Source organism: Kaistella pullorum, from assembly GCF_014837035.1.
In the GTDB taxonomy this organism is placed as follows: domain Bacteria; phylum Bacteroidota; class Bacteroidia; order Flavobacteriales; family Weeksellaceae; genus Kaistella; species Kaistella rhinocerotis.
The window spans coordinates 115480-137976 of the sequence record NZ_JACSPS010000004.1 but is presented as its reverse complement, the minus strand read 5'-3'; the positions used below and the strand labels follow the sequence as shown (position 1 = coordinate 137976).

Here is a 22497-nt window from a genome sequence, read left to right as displayed (position 1 = left end):
TTTAAAAGTAGCATGAAAAGAGTATTTCTCATATTATTATCGGCATCTGTAATCATTTCCTGTTCCAAACGTGGCAATTCCACGGCTGGGAAGCCCGGCCAGAAGGGTGAACTGGTACCAAAAGGAAAGTCTAAGTCCTTTGTGGCGGAGCGTCCTTACGGCATGGTTTCTATCCCGGCGGGTTCTTACGTGATGGGTCTTGCAGATCAGGACTTCACCAATACGCCGGAGAAAGCTACACTAAAGACGGTAACCGTTTCTTCGTTCTTTATGGATGAAACCGAAATTACCAATGCAGAGTATCGCGTATTCATCAATTATGTGAGAGATTCTATCGCACGTACATTGCTGGCTGAAGCTGCCGGAGACGGTGGTTCTGATGGCGATGGAACTTCAATAGGTGATTTTGCTTATCTGTCTAAAAAAGCGGGCGAAGAGAAAACCGCTTATCAGGAGTTTATGGAATCTCAGGGCGGACGAGATGGCTATGATGAATCTAAAAAACTGGACTGGAGCGTGCCACTCAGATGGCAAACTTCTGACTATCCGGATGCACAGTATGCGGAGGTGTTAGAGTCTATGTACATCCCACCCGCAGAGAGAATCAATAACGAAAGAATCATTGACAGTAGAAAACTTATGTATGCCTACAATTGGGAAGACATAGAATCTGCAGTGAAAGATAAATCCAGAGGTGCAAAATATCTGAAGAGAGAAAGTATCGCAGTTTATCCGGATACTACGGTTTGGATCAGAGACTTCAATTATGCTTATAACGAGCCTCTTTATGATGGCTATTTCTGGCACAGCGCTTACAAAAACTATCCTGTAGTGGGCGTTACCTGGGATCAGGCCAGAGCTTACTGTAACTTTAAATCTAAATTAAAGTCAGATTACAACGAATCTCTAAAAAAGAAAAAGCAAAAACCGATGGCCTTCCGTCTTCCTACCGAAGCAGAATGGGAATATGCCGCGAGAGGTGGACGTGAAAACGCTACTTACCCTTGGGGCGGGCCTTATCTTCAGGATGACCGTGGTTGCTACCTGGCCAACTTCAAACCAAAGCGTGGTAATTATATTGAAGACGAGAAAAAGGGTACTTACACTTACACAGCGCCTGTAAAATCGTTTACAAAGAATGGTTTCGGTCTTTATGACATGGCAGGTAACGTAGCAGAATGGACGGAATCTCCATACAATAACGCAACTTACCAGTTTGCATCTACCCTGAACCCACATTTATCAAACCAGGCTTATCGTGAAGTTCGTAAATCTGTACGGGGTGGTTCATGGAAAGATGTAGGTTATTTGCTGATGAATGGTGCGAGGGATTATGAGAGGAAAGATTCTGCACGAAGCTACATCGGTTTCCGAACGGTACAGGACATTCCGGAAGGAACTGCAAAATTTAAGAAAAGAACAAATTAAAAAACAAAAACTATAACGAAATCATTAACTATTAAACTTCCCTCACCATGTTTAAATCTAAAGAAGCTATATACAATTTTATCTATTCATTCGGTGCTGCAATTGTAATCATCGGCGCACTCTTCAAACTTACACACTGGAGCATTGGTCCACTCACAGGTAACGTAACCTTGGCCATCGGACTTATCACAGAGGCGATTATTTTCATCATATTCGCATTCGATGCCCCTAAAACGGAAGAATCTTACGCGTGGGAAAACGTTTATCCTGAGCTACTTGATCGTGAGGCGTCGCCAAACCCAAGACATTCTACTGCAGGTATTCAGTTAGCTGAAGTAAAGGAACTTGAAGTGTCTCTGTCAGATAAGCTGGATAAGATGCTTGAAGATGCAAAACTTGATGTGACACTTTTCGAAAGACTAAGAACAGGTATCGACAAATTTTCGAATTCAGTTGACCAAATCAACCAAACAGTTGATGTTACGGGCTCAACTCAGCGTTACAATGATCAGCTGGTTTTGGCGGCAAGTCACCTTGAGAGCATGAATGCGCTTTATGCATTACAACTAGAGCATGGTCAGTCGCAAGCTGAATACAGCAAAAAATATGTTGAGGATATGCAGAAATCTGCGGCACACTCTGAAAGATTTAACGAAGAGTTGGCTGGCCTTACTTCTAACCTGAACAGTTTGAACCGTGTCTATGGCGGTATGCTTAGCGCAATGAAGTCTTAATTTTCCACCATTTTTTATATTTAAAATTTTAAATTATTTAACAAAATTTACTGAAAATGGCACAAGGAAAACAGACGCCTCGTCAGAAGATGATCAACCTGATGTATCTGGTTTTCATCGCGATGCTTGCGATGACGATCGATCAGGAAATCATCAGATCCTACAATGATACCAATCAGACGCTTACCGATACAAGAATTCTTGTAGAGAAGAAAAACGATGATATTTTCGAGAAAACCCTCGAAGCAAAAGCAGCAAATACGCCGGATACTTATACTAAACCGTTACAGGATTATAAAGGTCTGAAAGAAAGAGCGAATGACCTGGTTGCGTTTATCGAAGGTCTCAAAACCACATTGAAGCAGGAAGCAGAATATGTGGACGGAATTGATGTAGGCGATAACTTCGCCGCCTTGAACAATACAGAGCCTTCCTCTAAAATGTTCTTTAACGGCGCAGATGAAAACAATCCATCAAAATCTTCCGCTGATTTGAAAGCCAAAATGGCATCATTACAATCTTACATTTCTCAGACATTCGGTAGCAATAGCGACATGGCTCACGTAGTCAATCGTGCTAAAACTACTTTAGCAACAGAATTCCCAAAAGGTCAGACTATCAAAAACAAAAACTGGATTCAGTATAAGTTTTACGGTCAACCGCTTATTGCCGCACTTTCAAATCTTGAAGTCATTCAGTCCGAAGCAAGAAATCTTCAGTCTGATGCCTTGATGACGATGCTTCAGGAAAAAGTGGACGCAGATATCAAATTCGATGCTTATCAGGCTATCGTATCTGCACCTACATCAGTTGTACTTGGTGAAAACGTTCAGGCAAAAGTGGCAATCGGAAACTACTCAAGCAACGTTCCGGGCTTGTCAATGCCGGGTCTTACGATGAGCAATGGTCAGGGAGTTGCGAACCTTTCAACAGGTGCACTTGGTCAAAAACAGTTTAGCGGTAATATTTCATTCACCGATGTTAACGGAAAAGTAATTACGCTTCCGTACAGCCACACTTACAACGTAGTTGCAGGTTCCAAGGAAGTTGCATTTGAAAGCGGAGCTTTGCTTTCTGCGGATAAGATGCAGGTATTGTATCGGGGCTTACCAAACCCTATTTCCGGTTCAATCTTAGGAGCAGATAATTCACAAACCAGTTTATCAGCTTCCGGAGCTTCAGTTTCAAAAACAGGAGGTGGAACCTGGGTTGTAACACCTGGAGGTGGAGCTACAAGTACGCTGACGATTTCCGGTAGAGGCCCGAAAGGCGAATCTATCTCTAAAGCATTTACTTTCAGAATTAAAAATGTACCGCCACCGGTAGGTCTTATCCAGGGTAAATCCGTAGTGTCAATGCCGGCAAGTTCTATCCCGAACCAAAAAGTGAGCGCGGATATGCCAGACTTTGATTTCCCTGTAAGCTTCACGGTGAACAGTTTCATGTTCAAAGTACCTGGAAGGGCGGCAATGCAGGTTTCTGGTAATTCGATGAGTTCCGTAGCTGCTTTAACGAAGAATCTACGTTCAGGAGACATCGCATACGTATTTAATATCAACGCAACTGCGACAGGACTTGGAGGCCAGACATTGAAGCAAATTCCGCCTGTTGTAATAAACGTACAGTAGTTTGCGTTGTAGTAATATCTAGTTTTTTATTAAAAGATTAAAATGAAAAAGGTCATTTTCTTATTTCTTTCAGTCGGTTTTCTGCAGGTGCAGGCACAGGTCAAAAGAAATTCTGCCAATACGAACACGCAATCAACTCAGGCTGCACAGGAACCTGCCGCTCCGGTAGTGGATACTTCGTCTGATGAGCAGGAAGCAGGCAGCGCACCAGCGGATGCGCCGGTACGTTCCATGTCTATTCTAAATGCGAAGTCCCCGGAAGCTTTTCGTGAGTATCGCGAATCCGGTATGATCCAGCAGGGAGATTCTATGGTGTCTGTTCGTAACACACCGTTGAAATATGGCTTTATCGAAGATAAAGACATCCTGAAAAGCATGGTGGTATGGGAAATCATTGATATGAATGATAAGATCAACCAACCTTTCTATCATAATGAAGATGGACTGGTTTCTCAAAATAAATCACTCTATCAGCTGTTGTTTGATGCGATCAATGATGGCCGCATCACTGAGGTTTATGATGACGAAATGTTCCAGACACGTCTGAGCCCTGATGCTATTGCTGCGAGAATTAAAAATGAGGTGATGAGTGATGCGGGTATCGACAGACTGAATGAATCCGGAACACTTACAGAAGAGGAAAAGCGTGAATTTACCAATGTGTACGAGACCAAAACGGAAAATGTAAAGGTTTTAAAGATCAAAGGTATGTGGTATATCGACAGAAGAGACAGCCAGATGAAATATCGTCTCCTGGGTATTGCTGCGATGGGTCAGGATCCGTCGACAATGGGTCAGTTCGGTCCGGACGGGCAGCCAATTGCGTCAAAAGATGAGCTAATTGATCTTTTCTGGGTGTATTATCCGGACGCACGTGAAGTTTTGGCCAATTCGGTAGTATTCAACAACAAAAACCTTTCTTCGGATATTACTTTTGATGACATCCTGAATGCGAGACGTTTCTCAACGGTTATTTATAAATCCGATAATGGATTGGGTAACGGTGTGATCAAAGATTATATCCCGCGTGATGCCGATGCTCAGCTTGAAGAAAGCGAGCGAATCAAAGCGCAGATCCTGCAGATGGAAAACGATATGTGGAATTACTAATCCACAACATAATTTGATTAAACCTGAGTATCTTTGCTCAGGTTTTTTTTATTTAATTATGTCACAGGTAGATTATATTATAGTAGGGGGCGGCTATGCCGGATATTTTTTCGCACATCAACTTATTTCCGCGGGTAAGTCCTTTTTGTTGTTTTCAGACGAGAAGCCGGGCGCTTCTGAAGTCTCGGCTGGAATCATCAATCCTGTAGTCCTGAAGAGGTTTACCACTTTCTGGCTTGCTCCGGAGCAAATCTCTTTTCTGGAGAAAACTTTAGTTGAAATCGAAAAGTACACCGGCAGGAACTATTTAATAAAAGAAAACATCCGACGTATTTTTCATGACGAAGCTGAAAGAGTCCTGTGGCTGAAGAAAGCGGAAACACCGGAACTTCAACCATTTTTAGATAAAGAAATAAGTACGGTTGACAATATAGAAAATCCATTTGGCGCAGGTTCCGTAAGAAACTCCGCGCGACTGGATGTAAAGGCTTTTTTTGAAGATTTTAAAATATATTTGGCTGGAAATAAACATTTGCGTCAGGAAATATTTAAACATGAAGAACTTGAGACTAACACCTATCATGATATCAGCTTTAAGAATATCGTCTTCTGCGAAGGAATGGGCGTTCAGCAGAATCCCTATTTCAAAGATATTCCCGTACTTCCAAACAAAGGACATCATCTCAAAGTAAGACTTTCCGATCCTTTAGATCATCAATTTACAATCAAGAAAAAGCACTTCCTGTTTCCACTTTTAGGTGATTTGTATTATTATGGCGGAACTTATGACCGATTTGAAACCGGAAATGGAATAAATGATTCCGCTGTTTCGCAACTTAAAAACGGACTCGCTGAATTCTATACAAATGATTTTGAAGTTGCCGCGGTGAATTACGGCTGGCGACCCACCGTGAAAGACCGGCGACCAATCCTCGGCCGTCATCGGGAAAAGCCAAACTTTTTTGTTTTCAACGGACTTGGCGCGCGCGGAATTCTTAATGGCTGCTATTTCAGCAAAGAACTGTTTGAATTTATTGAAAACGGCAAGCCGCTGATGCCCGAGGTCGATTTGAAAAGATTCCAATAAAAAAATCCTGAAAAAAACTTTCAGGACTTTAGCAGAGAGGAAGGGATTCGAACCCTCGATACAGTTACCCATATACTACCTTTCCAGGGTAGCTCCTTCAACCACTCGGACACCTCTCTAAATTGAAGACTGCAAAAATAGATTTTTTTGCGCACATTGCAAAGTCTTTAAGACTAAATAATGCGTCGCTAATGATGCTCCAGTGACACTTCACCGCACAGACTTTTGTTAAAGTTTTCTGCAAAACTGCCTTCGTAAGAAGGATTTTCGAGCAGATGCATCGCTTTTGTAATCGCGCATTCGGCTGTCATGTCATGGCCGCTGATCGCGCCGACCTTTGTAAAGACATTGGAGTTGGTATATTTTCCGAACGATACCCCACCGGAAACACATTGCGATACCACCACGATTTCTGTTCCACGCTCGCGCAGCAACTGTAATATCTGTTCAGTTTTTGTTGTGTTGAAAATCGTACCCGACCCGAATACCTGCAGGATCAGAACCTTCATACTTGGGATCTCGGCAAAATGTTCGAGATGCATTCCCGGAAAGATCCGCCAGAAAAGCACATCCTGTGAAAGGTGAGTGTCCACGTTAAAATCTGCATCACGAGAGGGCCTAAGTAAAAAATCTTTCTCAATGTTCAGATGCACGCCAGACTGTCCTAAAATAGGGTAGTTCGGACTTTGATATGCGTCAAAGTATTCGGCAGAATATTTCAAAGTTCGGTTTCCGCGCAGCAGTTTATACTCAAAGTAGATCGTAACTTCCTGTATTACCGCTTCGTCATTTTCATACAGACTGGCATAATAGAGACTTGTCAGCAGGTTTTCTTTGGCATCGGTGCGCAGGTCGCCAATCGGAAGTTGGGATCCGGTCAAAATCACGGGTTTGCGCAGGTTTTTAAGCATGAAACTCAGTGCAGAGGCGGTGTAAGACATGGTGTCAGTGCCGTGCAGGATCAGGAAGCCGTCAAAGTTCTCGTAATTCTTTCCGATATAGGTCGCGATTTTTTTCCATTCTTTCGGGCCCATGTCCGATGAATCCAGCGGTTTGCGGAACGGATGTACGGTGATCTCGCATTCAATGAGGTTCATTTCCGGCATCCGGTCAAAAACATGGCTGAAATTGAACGCGCGCAGGCTTCCGGTTTCGTAATCTTTTTCCATACCGATGGTGCCGCCGGTGTAGATCAGAAGAACTTTTCTTTTCATAGATCCAAAAATACGCTATTTACTTAGATTTCCGATGTTCCTTTGGGCGCCTTTATCCGTCTTCCACTCCCGCTTTTTTGCTGCGCTGCGCTGCGCAAAAAGAGCTCCGTTCAAGCCGGGGCGCGGGATATCTTCTAATAAGGAGTGCGGTTTTGTGGATGTAAGTAATTATGCTGTTTAGCACTCTTTTCGGCGCTCGCTTCGCTCGCGCCACCACAAAATTTCATTATTTTTGGTGCATGAATCACGAACACGCCTTCCATTACATCAAACAGTTCCTTACCGACGAGCGGCTTGCCAAAATCGAGCATTACGCGCCCGAAAGTTCAGATTTCGTCTTGCCCGTGATGGAAGATATTTTTCAGTTCCGCAATGCGGCGGCTATTGTACGGTCGGTGGAAGCGTGTGGTTTTCATAAGATCGTGGCAATGGAAAGCGAGAACCAATTCAACCCGAACCTTCGTGTTACGAAAGGCGCGGAAACATGGGTGGAAGTAGAGAAGCTGCCACACAATCTGGAAAGTTTAAAACAAATTAAAAACCGGGGCTATAAAATTCTGGCGGTTTCGCCGGAAAACAATGCGACAATGCTGCCGGATTACGAAATCAAAGAACCTGTAGCTTTGGTTTTCGGGACCGAAAAAGAAGGTGTGACGGAAGAAATACTGGAATTTGCTGATGAAACTTTGGCAATTCCGATGTATGGATTTACACGGAGTTTCAACGTTTCGGTGGCTGCCGCGATTTGTTTTTATGAGTTGAAACAAAAGCTCATAAAATCCGGGCTTGATTATAAATTATCTGAAGAAAAACTTTGGCAGATGAAACTGCGATGGGCAGTAAATTCTATCGCGAGTGGCCCGCAGATTTTAGAGAAATATCAGCGCGAACAGATTACATCATCTTAAAATAGTTCCACGCAGCGACAAAAACGCCGGCCGTTTCGGTTCTGAGTCTTTGATTTCCGAGAGAGACCGCTCTGATTCCGCATTCTGCTAAAAGCTGGATTTCTTTATCTGAAAAATCGCCTTCCGGACCAATTAAAAATGTGATGTTTTTTCCCGGATTTATTTCGTGCAAATCAATTCTTTCCAGATTTTCGTTGCAGTGCGCCACAAATGTCGTTTTGGGATCGAGCGTTTTTATGAAATCTGAGAACCTTACCAAATCATTCACCACCGGAAAATGAAACCTCAGACTTTGTTTTGACGCAGCGATACTTTGCTTTCTGAGTTTATCGATGTTCAGATTTTTTCTTTCTGTTTTTTCAGTTTGAATCAGACTGACTTCTGAAACCGCCATTTCTGTGGCCTTTTCGAGGAAAAACTCAATTCTGTCGATGTTTTTTGTCGGTGCGATCGCAATATGAAGGTAGGTTGAAAATTTCGGCAGGTTTTCCCTGATATCACTCGTGTCTAATGAAATTTTCTTGCCTTCAAAAGCCAAATTTCCTTTTGCAAGATTCCCTTTTCCGTCGGTGACGAAGATTTCCTCGCCATCACGCATACGCAGCACTTTTGAGATGTGGGTTTGCTCCTCATCATTAATCTTTACTTCCGGAAATATTTCGCCATAAAACAGTTTCATATCTGCTAATCTTTTGTTTTGAAACTTTCTTCAATATCGTACCGTGCTGTTGCAGATACCGAAAGGTCAGCGAATTCACCTTTATCGAATTTCAGTTTGGCAACCATCGCAATCATTGCTGCATTATCGGTTGTATATTCGAATTTCGGGATGTAGATGTTCCAACCAAGCTTCTCTGCATTCTGCTGCATAGCTTCCCGAAGGCCTGAATTGGCGGAAACACCGCCAGCGATGGCTACTTCATTGATGTTTAAATCCTTCGCAGCCTTTTCTACTTTAAGCATCAAAATCTCAATAATAGATTTCTGCACGGAAGCACATAGATCAGCCAGATTTTCCGTTATAAACTCCGGGTTTTTCTTCACCTCTTTTTGGATAAAGTACAATACAGATGTTTTTATTCCGCTGAAGGAATAGTTGTAGTTTTCAAGCCGCGGTTTATTGAATTTGAAAGCATCGGCGTTACCGGTTTTTGCAAGTTGGTCAACGATTGGTCCGGCCGGGTAATCGAGTCCGAATATCTTCCCGATCTTATCAAATGCTTCACCTGCCGCGTCGTCGATCGTTTTGCCGATGATTTCCATGTCGAAATAGTCGCGCACCAGCACTATCATCGTATGTCCGCCCGAAACCGTTAAACATAGAAAAGGAAACTCCGGCGATTTCTCATTGGCATCATCGATGAAATGTGCTAAAATATGGGCCTGCAAATGATTGACTTCAATCAACGGCACACCAAGACTCATCGAAAGCGATTTTGCGAAGGAAGTTCCCACAAGCAGCGAACCTAAGAGCCCGGGACCACGTGTGAAACCAACAGCCGAAATATCTTTTTGTTGTATATTTGCTTTGTTCACGGCTTTGTGAACAACGGGGATAATGTTTTGCTGATGCGCGCGCGAGGCCAGCTCCGGAACTACGCCGCCATATTCATTATGGATTGCCTGGCTGGCTGCGATGTTCGACAGAATTTTATTTCCTTTAATGATGGCCGCCGAGGTATCGTCACAAGATGATTCGATGCCTAAAATTATTGATTCGCTCATAAGAATGGCAAATTTAGATAATAATAACGATAACAAAGAGAAGAAATCGGTAGCCGAAAACATCGGCGACTCCGTGCAGAAGGGCGTAGACAACCTGCAGAATACCGTAAAGGATGCTACCCAACTGGCCTCCGATGCGATAAAGCATCCGATAGATACAGCCGGCGAATTCGTAGGGCAGGCCGCAAAGGATGTTACCAGCTACAAGTGGTGGGCAAAACTTCTGCTCGTTATTTTTTGGGTCGCACTTTTCATCATTACTTCCGTTCTTGTACTTATCAGTTTGCCTTCCACTAAAAACTGGGCGGCACAGAAGGTGATCGCCAAACTGAATAAAGACCTTAATTCCCAAATGTCTTTTGAAAGCGTAGATGTCAACTATTTCGGCGACATCCACATTCATAAAGTCGGGATCAAAGACCATAAAAATTTTCAGTTTCTGAAAGCGGAGGAGCTTTATGCAGATTCAGATTGGTTTTCGATTATCAGCAACTCGCGGAATATGCAGTTCCAGTCTTTGTCACTGAAGAAAATGGATCTGAAAGTGATTACATACAAAGGAGACAGCATCTCGAATTTTGTGCGTTTCGTGGATTTGTTTAATACGCCCACGCCCACTACTCCGCGCCGCGAACCTTTCCAGCTGAAATCGCGCGTATATATTACAGATTCTAAGGTTTCAATCATCAACCAAAATACAGGTGGCGAGGCGGGAAAATGGCTCACGGCAGAAAATCTTAACCTTATTGTACCCGAACTGCGGGTAAACGGCTCGAACGTATTTGCACAGATCAACAATCTTCGTTTCACCACGGAGCGCTGGGGAAAAAAGCATTATGTAGATACTTTCGCCGCGGATCTGGCATTGACCAAGCGTTTTCTTTCACTTAAAGACCTTACGCTGAATACGGATAATTCGCTCCTGCAAGGCGATATTAAATTTAATCTGAACAACGGATCGTGGGCAGATTTTGCTGATCGCGTGCGCTGGGATCTTTCATTGAAGCCCGGAAGCCAGATCAGTGGTTATGACATAAGTTATTTCGTTACCAATTGGGATAATTATAAACCAATCAATATCTCAGGTAATATGACGGGCCCGCTAAACCGTTTTTATCTGAATGATTTCCTTGTGAGAAATCAGCGGGTGAATATCCGTACCAATACGATGAAGGTAGCCAACATCCTAAAAGGTAATTTCCAGATTGAGACCAACACACTGGCCACCGATTTCACGTATAAAGACCTGAAAGCGATGATGCCGACCTTCATTTCCACAAAAATGAAAAATTTCGCCGATGATTTTGGCAGGTTAAAATACAACGGTGCCGTGCGTGTAACTCCGAAACAGGTGTACGTGCCTAATGCGAGACTGATCACAGGCATCGGACAGGCGAAAATAAGTAATTTCTACCTCGATGATTTCAGTACAAATGTGCCGAAATATCGCGGCTACGCGGAAGTAAACGATCTGAACACAACAGTTATCACCAAAATGCCGCAGGTCGGACTGATTTCCGGCAAATTTAATCTGCAGGGCCAAAGTTTCGATGTGAATACGATGAAAATCCGCACCCGTTCTCAAATCTCGAAGATTGAGATCATGAACCGCGAGATTAATAATGTTTTTCTTGACGGCGTGCTGGATCACCGTACTTATAAAGGTTTGGTAACGCTGAATGACGATCAGGCCAAAGGTACTGTCAATGGATTTATCGATTTTAAAACGAGTAGGCTGGCCGCGGACGTGAAGGCTGATGTGAAATATTTAAATCTTAATTATTTCACCGGAGGTTCCGGGAATCAGATTGTGAGCGGTTTTGTTGACGGCAAAATCTCGATGACAAATCTGAACGACCTAAATCTGGATGCGGATCTTCGGAACGTGAATTTCGCCAGCGGTAACCAAAACTACGGAATTCCGAACGCAAGCGTGAAAGCGTATGTGCAGAACGGAAACCGCATTGTATCAGTAGATGCGCCGGGTGCCGTGCGCGGGCAAATTTCCGGCCGTTACAATCTTGCAGACCTTACAGGAATGATACAGAACGGTCTCGGAAAGATTTTGGTGGGTCCGCCACCGCGTAAAATCTACCGCGGACAGTATTTCACCATGGATTTTGCGGTGAGCCAGGGTTTGGTGAATTATTTTGAGCCTAATCTTGAAATTCCGCGCGGGACCTCGGTTTATGGTTCTTTTGATGGTACATCAAATAATTTGATTTTAAATGTTGACGCACAGACATTGAAATATGTGATGACCAAAAAGCAGGAAATCACCGAGGCAGACCGCGCTCTGGCTGCTTCCAATCCGGCCTACCGCATTACGGATCGCGACAGAGTTACAAAAGACAGCGCAATGGTCGACAGTCTGATGGTGCGTATCAATACAGCAAATCTTGACGAACAGATATTTGCGAGAATTGGTAGGGTAGAGTACAACACGAATATCTTAAAAGACATCACCCTGAGCGGGCGGAACGAAAATAATCAGGTGCTGCACATCGCGGCTTCATTCAGACATGGGTCCCCCGAAGATGAAGTGAAGCAGACCATGAAGCAGTATGCCGTAAATCTGAACCAATCTACCAATGCCGCCGGTGACTATGTGTTCCGCTTTGAACCTACCGCCGTGAAATTCAATGATGTGGAATGGAACGTGGATACCAGCGCCGCAATGAATCACTCAATAACCTACAGGCGGCAGGCTGGTGATTTCCTTGTGCAGAATCTGCGGCTCTACTCAGACAGCAGCGAACTGTTGCTAAGCAACGCGGTCTTTAAGTCTGCGAAAGATTTTTCGGCCGCGGGCGAAGTGCGGAATCTGGACATCGCGAAAGTATTTGCGCTGATGAACACAGACAACAGCATGGCGATGCAGGGCACAGCGAACGGTACTTTTGACATCAAAATGAACCGTAACAATCTGCAGCCGCTGATCGATCTGAATATTACCGATATCATGATGAATGGTAATGACATGGGCAATGTGGTGATTTCGGCGAAACAAAGTACTGTTCCTAATGTTTTCGATGTCGAGGCACGTGTCGTATCAGCGGGAATCATTGGAAATAATTCACTTTTCCTTTCGGGAACCATTAATAATAATACTTCGTCGCCAACGATGGATGTTACGGCCAACCTCAATGATTTTGACCTCGCTTTCGCACAGGAATTCGTGAAAGGTGTGTTCGGCAATCTGCGCGGAAAAGCCTCGGGTGACCTGAAGATTTCGGGTGCATTGGCTAACCTTGATTACAGTGGTGACATCGCGGTGAAGGATTTTGGTTTAAAACTGAATTTCACAGGCGTAGATTATTCGCTGGACGATACGGTGATTTCGCTTTCCCGCGGACTTGCCATCCTCAATGACATCGGTGTGAAAGACGGCCGCGGCAACTCAAGTGGCTCGATTTCCGGGGCGATTCAGTTTCAAACGCTTTCATCGATGGGTGTCAACCTTGTGATGCGTGCGGATAATCTAATGCTTCTAAACACAACTCAAAAAGATAACGACCTCTTTTGGGGCCGTGTGTATGGTTCGGGAACACTCTATGTTGACGGGCCGGTTTCAGCGCTGAACATCTCCACACCTGAGATGACTGCTCTGAACAACAGCGTATTTACATTTAATTCTAATTCCACTTCAAATGTGGAGGAATTTAAGATGCTACGCTTCCTAAAACGTGATGATTCCGGGATCGTAACTGCCGAGGAGAGACCGCGTTCGAGCGCAAACATAAACGTTGATTTCACCATTTCATTAGACCGCGGCACAACCGTGAATGTGCTTGTAGGCGATGATATCGGTGATATTACCGTTCGTGGTGTAGCGGAAAAATTAAGATTCAGAATGGCTCGTACGGGAACCATCGCGATGAACGGCGATTATTTTGTGGACAGCGGGACTTTTGTGTCAAAAGCCATCCTCAACCGTACCTTCCAAATTACCAAAAACAGCAGCATACGCTGGGACGGTGATGCTATGTCGCCCGAGCTGGATATAAATGCAACCTACCTCCGCACGGTGAGCAACGCCGGCGCATATCTGAATATGGGAAGCCTGCAGCCGATCAATGTTCTTCTTTCTACGAAGATCACACAGACCCTGAACAATCCTAAGATTGAACTTGGCGTATCTGCACAGGACGTTTCGAGCAGTCTGCGTGAAACTTTAGCCGAGAAAATGAGCAATGAGGATGAAAAAATCATTCAGTTTGGATCGGTGTTGGTGATGAACAGTTTCAATGTGGGGAATTCGGCTTTCGATATCAATCTGGGAAATACGCTGGAGACATCCGGCTACAATATGCTTTTCAAGCAACTTGGATCCGTTCTTAACCAAATCAGCAATGAGTTTCAGGTGGATTTGAATTATTTGAAAGGTGACACCAATTCAAACAGTGGCGACCGGGCCAATGCGAGTGTAAGTTTCGCACTTTCACCGCGCGTCACGGTGAAAACCGGCCTGGGAATACCGATCACAAAAAGCGAAAATACCAATGTAGATTATCTTTCGGGCGAGGGTATTATAGAATATGACTGGTCTAAGAAAAATGACGGAACGCGTTTGCTTAGGGCTTATTCAAAACCTACCAATATCGGGCTGAACGGTGCGGGAGCTGCAAATGCGGGTGCTAATCAAAGCTATGGAGTTGGGGTTGTGTACAGTAAAAGTTTCAATACAATCTTTAAAAGGAAACAGAAAAGTAAAAAAGCCGTGCAGGAAACTGGCGATACTAAAAACGATTCCTCTATAAAAGATACGTTAAAATAGGGATATCCTAGCTAATACATAATAAAGCGTTAAAAGTTGTTAAAAAGAAATGAAATTTTTTAGTATTAATATTTATTTGTAAATTTGCAAAATTATTAATCGAAAATTATCAATCTTACAATATTTAACAATGAACTATCAGTTAGACGAAATAGATAAAAAAATCCTGGATTTTTTAGTTGAAAATACCCGTATGCCTTTCACAGAAATCGCTAAGCAAATGGAGGTTTCAGCGGGTACAATTCACGTGCGTGTAAAAAAGATGGAAGATGCCGGAATTATTTTAGGCTCTTCGCTTAATATCGATTACGCAAAACTTGATTATCATTTTACCGCATTTATCGGCATTCTGCTTACAAAAAGTAACCGAACACAGGAAGTTTTAAAGGAACTTACTACCATTCCGAACGTAATCGAGGCCAGCGTGATCTCCGGAAAGTATAACATTTTCTGTAAAGTCCGTGCGAAAAATACCGAAGATGCAAAGCGAATTATCTATCAGATCGATGATATCCAGGACGTGATGCGTACAGAAAGTATGATCTCGATGCAGGAATACATGTCTGATAAAAACCGTCTGATCGACGCTGTTTCTATCTAAATTACATTGACAATCTTATTACATGCGAAACTTTTGATGCCTATCAAAAGTTTCGTTATTTTTACACTATGAATGACGAATTTGCGGACGAAAGCCCAAAAAAGGACATAGGTTTCCTGCTTTCACTCGCAGCACTGCTGCTTTTCAGCCTGATGGGTGCAGGTATTGATTTTGATGAGTATCTACAGAAAGCCGAACTTGGGATTCCTGATTTTTATTTTGTACTGATCTTTTTAACCGATCTTCTCATGATCGTCGGGCTTGCGCTCATTTTCATGTATCGTAAGATAGGCGCCTATCTTTTCCCGGCTGTCGTTGTACTGCATTTTCTGCTGCACAACTATTATCTCAGCACATTTCTGTACACGGATGTGACCAATCTCTTCCTGTACATAACGGTTGGATTACTGGCCTTCATCCCGAAATGGAAATTTTTCAAATAAAATCATGTTTTCTAAAGCCTGCGAATACGCCATAAAAGCTGCCATCTATATCGCGCAGCAAAGCCAGCAGCAACGTACCGTGAATGTGAAGGATGTATCGCTTTCGATCGATGCACCTGTAGCTTTCACAGCCAAGATTTTGCAGGTTCTGTGTCGTGGCGGTATTTTACAGTCAGTGCGCGGAAAGCAGGGGGGATTTTTCTTCGACACTGAAAAGCAGGCGAGACATCGGATCTTTGATGTGGTACGGCTAATCGATGGTGACGGTCTTTTTACTAAGTGTGGCCTCGGTTTACATCACTGTTCAGGTGAAAATCCCTGTCCGGTTCATGATGATTTCAAAGTTGTGCGCGAGAAACTCTTTGAAATGACGCAGAAGCACACTTTTAAGGATCTGGCTGCACAAACCGAAAACGGCCTGGCCTGGCTACGTAATTAACCCTAAAAATTCATGTCAAAAATCACTTCTTTAATCCTCTAAAATATAATAGGATAAATTTGTCCGAATTAAAAAGTATGTGTAAATTTGCTCTATAATTATTAAACCACATACAATGCTGACCCAAGAAAAAACCATAGGCGATTACGTTGCAGAAAATTTCAGAACTGCGCAGATCTTTAAAAAATACCATATCGACTTTTGTTGTAAAGGTGGCCGCACGATCGAAGAGGCCTGCGAAAACAAAAAAGTAGAACCGGAAACGCTCTACCGCGAACTTGAAGAAATTTCCACCCAAAAATCTGAAGATATCGACTTTACGTCCTGGCCGCTGGACCTGCTTGCAGATTACGTTGAGAAAACACATCACCGCTATGTGGAGGAAAAGACGGCGATGCTGATTCCGTACCTCAACAAGCTTTGCAAAGTGCATGGTGACAGACATCCGGAGTTGTTTGAGATCAACAGACTTTTCCTCGAAAGCGCGCAGGATTTAGGAGCCCACATGAAAAAAGAGGAACTTATCCTGTTCCCGTTCATCCGTAAAATGGTGGCAGCAAAACGCAGCGGAGAAGTACTAGTTCAACCGCATTTCGGAACTGTAGAGAATCCCGTTGCGATGATGAAAGACGAACACGAGGCTGAAGGAGACCGTTTCGAAAAGATTTCTGAACTTACGAACGGATACCAATTCCCGGTGGACGCTTGCGGTACATATCAGGTAACCTTCCGTATGCTTGAAGATTTTGAGAACGATCTTCATAAACATATTCACCTTGAAAACAACATTCTGTTCCCGAAAGCGATTGAGCTTGAAAAGACATTCTAAGTTATTTTTTTAATTGTTTAATTTGACGAAACCGTTTCAGCATTACAGTTGGAACGGTTTTTTAGTTGGTAGAAACATCGTCGCTGCCGTATGTTAATTTACCGTCATGCACTTTTGCCGGTGAAGTATAAGGGTGCTCAGTGGCTTTACCTTCAGACATAATGTGTAAAACTTTCCAGCCCTGCGCTTTCAGATAATCTGAAACCAGCGAACGGTGACAGCGCCACCAAACCGCTTCGGAACACATCATCGCTGTTGGTTTATCGTCGGCCAGTAATTTTAGGCTTTCGGCCCCGCTTTCAAAAGTTTCCGTCTCCATATAGTCTGCATACGCCTGAAACGATTTGTTGCGCCACGCCGTGTTTTTGGAGGTTTTCAATTGTTTTCGCCGTCCGCCGAGATCTTCCAGATAAACATATTCGACGTCGTTTTCGTTTAAATTTTTCCGGAGTTGTTCCTGATCAAAGTGAGGTAACTTCCGCGAGCCCGGCATTTTGCGGATGTCGGCTAGTACTTTGATGCCGAAAGAATTAAGCAAGGCTAAGAACTCCTCAAATGATCTCGTGGAATGTCCGATAGTATAAACGGTATTTTTGTCCATATACCTTAAGATTGATTGCAGTAAAGCTAGCACTAAAATTTTTGGCGCGATCAGGCACAAAAAAAGCACGCCAAAAAAGACGTGCTTTATTTTCAAAAATAAATGGAATTATCTTGCCATAATTTTTTTCACTGCGTTTTTCACCGCTTCAGCGTCAATATTGTACTTTTTCATCAGTTCCGCAGGCGTAGCAGATTCACCGAAAGTATCATTTACCGCCACGAATTCCTGAATTGTAGGTCTTTTACGGGCGAGCATTCCGGCAACAGACTCGCCTAAACCGCCTAAATAATTGTGTTCTTCAGCGGTTACGATCTTACCGGTTTTTTTCACTGATTTCAGTATGATTTCTTCGTCCAGTGGTTTGATTGTGTGAATGTTGATCACTTCGCATGATATGCCTTCTTTCTCAAGTTCGTCAGCTGCTACCAAAGATTCCCAAACCAAATGCCCGGTAGCGACGATGGTCACGTCTGTTCCTTCCTGCAGCATAATTCCCTTACCGATTTCAAACGGCATATCTTCCGGAATGAAAACCGGAACCACCGGACGGCCGAATCTCAGATAAACCGGGCCCTCAAAATCGGCGATTGCTAAAGTTGCAGCTTTGGTCTGGTTATAGTCGCAAGTGTTAATAACCGTCATTCCCGGAAGCATCTTCATCATCCCGATATCTTCCAAAACCTGGTGCGTCGCGCCGTCTTCACCTAATGTAAGGCCTGCATGCGAAGCACAGATCTTCACGTTTTTGTTTGAATAGGCGATTGACTGACGAATCTGGTCATAAACTCTGGATGTAGAAAAGTTGGCGAACGTCCCCGTGAACGGAATTTTTCCGTTGATGGTAAGTCCGGCCGCGATGCCCATCATGTTTGCTTCTGCAATACCGACCTGGATGAATCTTTCGGGTGCTTTCTCGATGAATTTTTCCATTTTAAGCGAGCCGATGAGGTCTGCGCAAAGGGCAACGACGTTTGGGTTTTTATCAGCCAGTTCAGCTAAACCGGCGCCAAATCCGCTTCGTGTATCTTTTTTTTCTGTGTATGTATATTTCATTTGATTCTTGGTTGTTTTCCGGATTTTCTCCGGATGTTTGATGTAGGAGAGGTCTTCTGAATGATAATCTTTCTACAGCCCGACCTGAGCGGAGCTCTTTTTATCTGATGGCGAAGCCGGCAGGTAAAAAAGCGGGAGCGGAGGGCGGAAATGTCTGCCCAAAAAAAATTAGTAATCCGCCGGTGCTTCCAGGTAAAGTTGCTTGATACCCAGTGCAAGTTGCTCATCGTTCGGCGCTTTCCCGTGCCAAGCGTGTGAGCCCATCATATAATCAATTCCAAAGCCCATTTCCGTATTGAGGATGATCACGACAGGTTTTCCGTTGCCGGTCTCAGATTTTGCTTTTTCCAGGATTGCTATTACGGCCTCCATATCGTTGCCGTTTTTCTCGTTCAAAACCTTCCAGCCGAAAGCTTCGAGTTTTGCATGTAAATCTCCTAAACTTAAAACATCATCTACATCTCCGTCAATCTGGCGGTTGTTGTAATCGATCGTGGAGATCAGATTATCAACTTTGTTATGAGCAGCGAACATCAGGGCTTCCCAAATCTGGCCTTCCTGCAGTTCTCCGTCGCCATGAAGCGTATAGACAAGCGACTTGTCGCCATCCATTTTCTTTGCGAGCGCCGCACCTACAGCTACCGAAAGTCCCTGCCCCAGCGATCCGGAAGCAACGCGCACACCCGGCAGACCTTCATGGGTAGTAGGGTGACCCTGAAGTCTTGTGTTGAGTTTTCGGAAAGTCTTAAGTTCCTCTACCGGAAAAAACCCGAAACGTGCGAGAGTGGAATAGAAAACCGGTGAAATATGCCCGTTTGAAAGGAAAAAAAGATCTTCATCTTTTCCTTCCATAGTGAACGGAAGCTTATAATTCATCACTTTTCCGTAGAGGGCGGTAAAGTATTCGGTACAGCCCAAACTTCCACCGGGATGACCGGAATTCACTGCGTGTACCATTCGAATAATGTCCCTTCTAATCTGTGTTGCAAGAGATTTCAGCTCTTCAATACTTTTGCTCATTATGTATGATTTGTTTGGAGGCGAATTTACGAATTTTAGTGCGTTTAAGCGGCAGTTTTAGACTGATAAATTCCAGTTCCGCGGGATATTTTGAATCTACCGGGCGGCGCGTGAAAACTCCGTCAAAAATCATTAAATTTGCGCACATTCAAACTTAGCCATTATCCAATTGCTTACTATGACTTCACAACAGATCCGCCAGCAGTTTTTAGATTTTTTCAAGGCAAAAAATCATCTTATCGTGCCATCTGCCCCTATCGTGCTCAAAGATGATCCCACGCTGATGTTCTCGAACAGCGGGATGACGCAGTTTAAAGATTATTTTTTGGGTTATAAGGAACCAAAAGCACCACGGATCGCTGATACGCAAAAATGTCTGCGTGTTTCCGGTAAGCATAATGATCTGGATGATGTAGGTCGTGATACGTATCACCACACGATGTTTGAAATGCTGGGCAACTGGTCTTTTGGCGATTATTTCAAGAAAGATGCAATTGATTTTGCCTGGGAGCTTCTTACGGAAGTTTATAAAATTCCGAAAGAGGATCTTTATGTGACTATTTTTGAAGGCGATGCCTCAGAAGATCTTGCGCGCGACCAGGATGCGTATGATTTCTGGAAAAAACATGTAGACGAAAGCCGTATCATCAACGGCAATAAAAAAGATAATTTCTGGGAAATGGGTGAGAGCGGACCATGCGGACCGTGCTCAGAAATTCACGTGGACCTTCGTACTGAAGAGGAAAAAAAGTCGGTTTCAGCGCTCGAACTCGTGAATAATGATCACCCACAGGTAGTGGAAATCTGGAATTTGGTTTTCATGGAATTTAACCGGAAAGCAGACGGGACACTCGAAAAACTTCCGGCACAGCACGTGGATACCGGAATGGGTTTCGAACGTCTGTGTATGGCACTTCAGCGAAAGACTTCCAATTATGACACCGATGTTTTCACGCCGCTGATTGAAAAGGTAGAGCAACTTTCAGGACTTAGATATACCGGAATTCTGGCTGACGAAAAAGATATCGCGATCCGTGTGGTTGTAGATCATATCCGTGCGGTGGCATTTGCCATTGCCGATGGACAGCTGCCTTCGAACGGCGGCGCGGGCTATGTGATCCGCCGGATACTGCGTCGCGCAATCTCTTATTCCTACCGTTTTTTAGGAATGAAAGAAGCGTTTTTATTCGAGTTGGTGGCTGTGCTTAGTAACGAGATGGGCGGTTTCTTCCCGGAACTCAGCCGTCAGCAGAAACTCGTGACTGAGGTAATAAAAGAGGAAGAAATCTCGTTTTTGAAAACGATTGAATTGGGCCTGAAAAGGATTGATTTAGTCATTAATGATACCCTTTCGAAAAGTGAAAAGTCGCTTCCGGGCGCGGCGGTTTTTGAACTTTACGATACTTACGGTTTTCCTGCAGACCTTTCAAGGATCATCGCGGAAGAAAAAGGTTTGACCGTGGACGAAGCAGGCTTTAATGAAGAAATGGCGAAGCAGAAAGAACGCTCGAAAAAATCGTCGGCGCAGAAAGTTTACGATTGGGTAATACTGGAGGAAAAAGAGCAACAGTTCGTAGGTTATGACCAAACGGAAACCGAAACCTACATCACGCGATACCGAAAAATTGAAAATAAAGACGGTGAATATTACCAAATTGTATTGTCTAAAAGTCCGTTTTATCCGGAAGGTGGCGGCCAGGTAGGCGATAAAGGTCTGTTGGTTCCAAGTTATGCTGAAGGATTTAACATTGCGAAACCTGAACTTTATTTCAGTGCAGATTTAAACGTTTCAGAAGATTTAATAGAAATCCTTGAAACCAAAAAAGAAAATAACCTGATTATTTCACTGATAAAAGATTTGCCTAAAGATGCCGGCGCTGTTTTTTATGCGAAAGTAAATACGGGCGAGCGTCGCAATACCCAGGCAAACCACTCAGTGACGCATCTTCTTCACGAAGCGCTGAGAGAAGTTTTAGGAACGCATGTAGAGCAAAAAGGTTCGTTTGTAGGACCGGAATATCTGCGTTTCGACTTTTCGCACTTTGCCAAACTTAGCGAGGATGAATTGAAACTGGTAGAGCAGAAGGTGAATCAAAAAATAAAGGAAAATATTGCGCTGGAGGAATACCGCGATATTCCGGTTGCGGAAGCAATGGCGAAAGGTGCAATGGCCCTTTTCGGCGAGAAATATGGTGACACCGTTCGTATGATACAATTTGGAAGTTCAAAAGAACTTTGCGGCGGTACACACGTGAAATCTACCGGCGAGATTGGGCATTTCAAAATTGTTTCCGAATCTTCTACAGCCGCGGGAATCCGTCGTATCGAAGCGATTTCCGGAGATAAATCTGCGGAATATTTCCAGAATCTTGAGCTGCAGCTCAGCGAAATCTCACAACTTCTGAAATCTAAAGACCTTGTAAAATCGGTTGAGAAATTAATTTCGGAGAATTCGGCATTAAAAGCAGAAATCGAATCACTCAAAAAAGAAAAGGCGCAGGGCGAAACGGCCACCTGGAAAAACGACTTTATAGAAAAAGGTGACCATAAACGTTTGGTGAAGAAAGCCTCACTGGAAGCCGGAAGTGTAAAAGACATCGTGTTTCAGCTTAAAAAAGAGGTGCCGAGTTCAATCATTATCATTATTTCAGACGCCGGAGATAAACCGATGATCACGGTGGGTGTTTCTTCAGACCTTGAAAGTACATACCATGCCGGAAATATTGTAAAAGAACTGGCCAAAGAGATACAGGGCGGCGGCGGCGGTAATCCGGGGTTTGCCACAGCCGGAGGTAAAAACCTGGCGGGCATTGATGCCGCTTACCAGAAAGCTTTGGAAATTTAAAGAAATCAATACTTACAGTAATAAAAAAATCCCGGACAGACATGCTGTTCGG

The 22497-nt window shown here is 43.7% G+C and carries 18 protein-coding genes and 1 tRNA gene; 12 read left to right on the top strand and 7 right to left on the bottom strand.

Translation table 11 applies throughout. The annotated features are described in order from the left end of the window. Window positions 1–12: 12 nt before the first annotated feature. The 5 genes from porK (at window position 13) to H9628_RS10965 (ending at window position 5987) form a co-directional block, all read left to right on the top strand. On the top strand, window positions 13–1428 hold the full coding sequence (gene porK / locus H9628_RS10985; RefSeq protein ID WP_251834187.1) for a T9SS ring complex lipoprotein PorK/GldK: 1416 nt from the start codon (window positions 13–15) through the stop codon (window positions 1426–1428). 47 nt (window positions 1429–1475) lie between these two features. Continuing rightward, window positions 1476–2162: a type IX secretion system motor protein PorL/GldL gene (gene porL, locus H9628_RS10980; protein WP_251834186.1), complete on the top strand. Its 687-nt coding sequence runs from the start codon at window positions 1476–1478 to the stop codon at window positions 2160–2162. Between the two features lie 56 nt (window positions 2163–2218). Then, the gene (porM, locus tag H9628_RS10975; RefSeq protein WP_251834185.1) at window positions 2219–3790 is read left to right on the top strand and encodes a type IX secretion system motor protein PorM/GldM; all 1572 of its coding nucleotides are present in this window, start codon (window positions 2219–2221) and stop codon (window positions 3788–3790) included. A 231-nt stretch (window positions 3791–4021) separates the two neighbouring features. Beyond that, window positions 4022–4900 (top strand): type IX secretion system ring subunit PorN/GldN, encoded by an 879-nt coding sequence (gene porN, locus H9628_RS10970; RefSeq protein WP_251834245.1) that lies wholly within the window; start codon window positions 4022–4024, stop codon window positions 4898–4900. Between the two features lie 58 nt (window positions 4901–4958). After that, window positions 4959–5987, top strand: a complete 1029-nt coding sequence (locus H9628_RS10965; protein WP_251834184.1) for an NAD(P)/FAD-dependent oxidoreductase — start codon at window positions 4959–4961, stop codon at window positions 5985–5987. Window positions 5988–6019: 32 nt separating this feature from the next. Here the strand turns inward: H9628_RS10965 and H9628_RS10960 are convergent. Both H9628_RS10960 and H9628_RS10955 read right to left on the bottom strand, forming a co-directional pair. Further along, window positions 6020–6106: transfer RNA gene (locus H9628_RS10960), tRNA-Ser, on the bottom strand. A 69-nt stretch (window positions 6107–6175) separates the two neighbouring features. Beyond that, window positions 6176–7201 (bottom strand): asparaginase, encoded by a 1026-nt coding sequence (locus H9628_RS10955; RefSeq protein WP_251834183.1) that lies wholly within the window; start codon window positions 7199–7201, stop codon window positions 6176–6178. Between the two features lie 239 nt (window positions 7202–7440). On the opposite strand from H9628_RS10955, the gene H9628_RS10950 reads away from it, so the two are divergent. Next, window positions 7441–8109 (top strand): TrmH family RNA methyltransferase, encoded by a 669-nt coding sequence (locus H9628_RS10950; RefSeq protein WP_251834182.1) that lies wholly within the window; start codon window positions 7441–7443, stop codon window positions 8107–8109. On the opposite strand, the gene H9628_RS10945 is transcribed toward H9628_RS10950, so the two are convergent. Next, on the bottom strand, window positions 8096–8788 hold the full coding sequence (locus H9628_RS10945; RefSeq protein WP_251834181.1) for an RsmE family RNA methyltransferase: 693 nt from the start codon (window positions 8786–8788) through the stop codon (window positions 8096–8098). The two genes, H9628_RS10950 and H9628_RS10945, sit on opposite strands and share 14 nt — an antisense overlap. Window positions 8789–8793: 5 nt before the next feature. Further along, complete coding sequence (tsaD, locus tag H9628_RS10940; protein ID WP_251834180.1) at window positions 8794–9834, bottom strand: tRNA (adenosine(37)-N6)-threonylcarbamoyltransferase complex transferase subunit TsaD; 1041 nt, start codon at window positions 9832–9834, stop codon at window positions 8794–8796. A gap of 4 nt (window positions 9835–9838) precedes the next feature. On the opposite strand from tsaD, the gene H9628_RS10935 reads away from it, so the two are divergent. The 5 genes from H9628_RS10935 (at window position 9839) to ric (ending at window position 16923) form a co-directional block, all read left to right on the top strand. After that, entirely contained in the window at window positions 9839–14611 is a 4773-nt protein-coding gene (locus tag H9628_RS10935; RefSeq protein ID WP_251834179.1) for a translocation/assembly module TamB domain-containing protein, read from the top strand. Between the two features lie 130 nt (window positions 14612–14741). Continuing rightward, window positions 14742–15212 carry an Lrp/AsnC family transcriptional regulator gene (locus H9628_RS10930; RefSeq protein WP_012782105.1) on the top strand — a complete coding sequence of 157 codons (471 nt, stop codon included), beginning with the start codon at window positions 14742–14744 and terminating at the stop codon, window positions 15210–15212. Between the two features lie 68 nt (window positions 15213–15280). Next, window positions 15281–15655 carry a hypothetical protein gene (locus H9628_RS10925; protein WP_251834178.1) on the top strand — a complete coding sequence of 125 codons (375 nt, stop codon included), beginning with the start codon at window positions 15281–15283 and terminating at the stop codon, window positions 15653–15655. Window positions 15656–15659: 4 nt separating this feature from the next. Next, on the top strand, window positions 15660–16094 hold the full coding sequence (locus H9628_RS10920; protein ID WP_251834177.1) for an RrF2 family transcriptional regulator: 435 nt from the start codon (window positions 15660–15662) through the stop codon (window positions 16092–16094). Window positions 16095–16209: 115 nt separating this feature from the next. Then, window positions 16210–16923, top strand: coding sequence for an iron-sulfur cluster repair di-iron protein (ric, locus tag H9628_RS10915; protein WP_251834176.1), 714 nt, complete (start codon window positions 16210–16212; stop codon window positions 16921–16923). A 61-nt stretch (window positions 16924–16984) separates the two neighbouring features. On the opposite strand, the gene H9628_RS10910 is transcribed toward ric, so the two are convergent. The 3 genes from H9628_RS10910 to H9628_RS10900 all read right to left on the bottom strand — a co-directional run bounded on the left by H9628_RS10910 (window position 16985) and on the right by H9628_RS10900 (window position 19600). Next, window positions 16985–17524 carry a DUF488 domain-containing protein gene (locus tag H9628_RS10910; RefSeq protein WP_251834175.1) on the bottom strand — a complete coding sequence of 180 codons (540 nt, stop codon included), beginning with the start codon at window positions 17522–17524 and terminating at the stop codon, window positions 16985–16987. 108 nt (window positions 17525–17632) lie between these two features. Continuing rightward, on the bottom strand, window positions 17633–18580 hold the full coding sequence (locus H9628_RS10905; protein WP_251834174.1) for a transketolase family protein: 948 nt from the start codon (window positions 18578–18580) through the stop codon (window positions 17633–17635). Between the two features lie 168 nt (window positions 18581–18748). Then, window positions 18749–19600 carry a transketolase gene (locus H9628_RS10900; protein WP_251834173.1) on the bottom strand — a complete coding sequence of 284 codons (852 nt, stop codon included), beginning with the start codon at window positions 19598–19600 and terminating at the stop codon, window positions 18749–18751. Between the two features lie 178 nt (window positions 19601–19778). On the opposite strand from H9628_RS10900, the gene alaS reads away from it, so the two are divergent. Continuing rightward, entirely contained in the window at window positions 19779–22445 is a 2667-nt protein-coding gene (gene alaS / locus H9628_RS10895; RefSeq protein WP_251834172.1) for an alanine--tRNA ligase, read from the top strand. The last annotated feature ends 52 nt before the right edge of the window (window positions 22446–22497 follow it).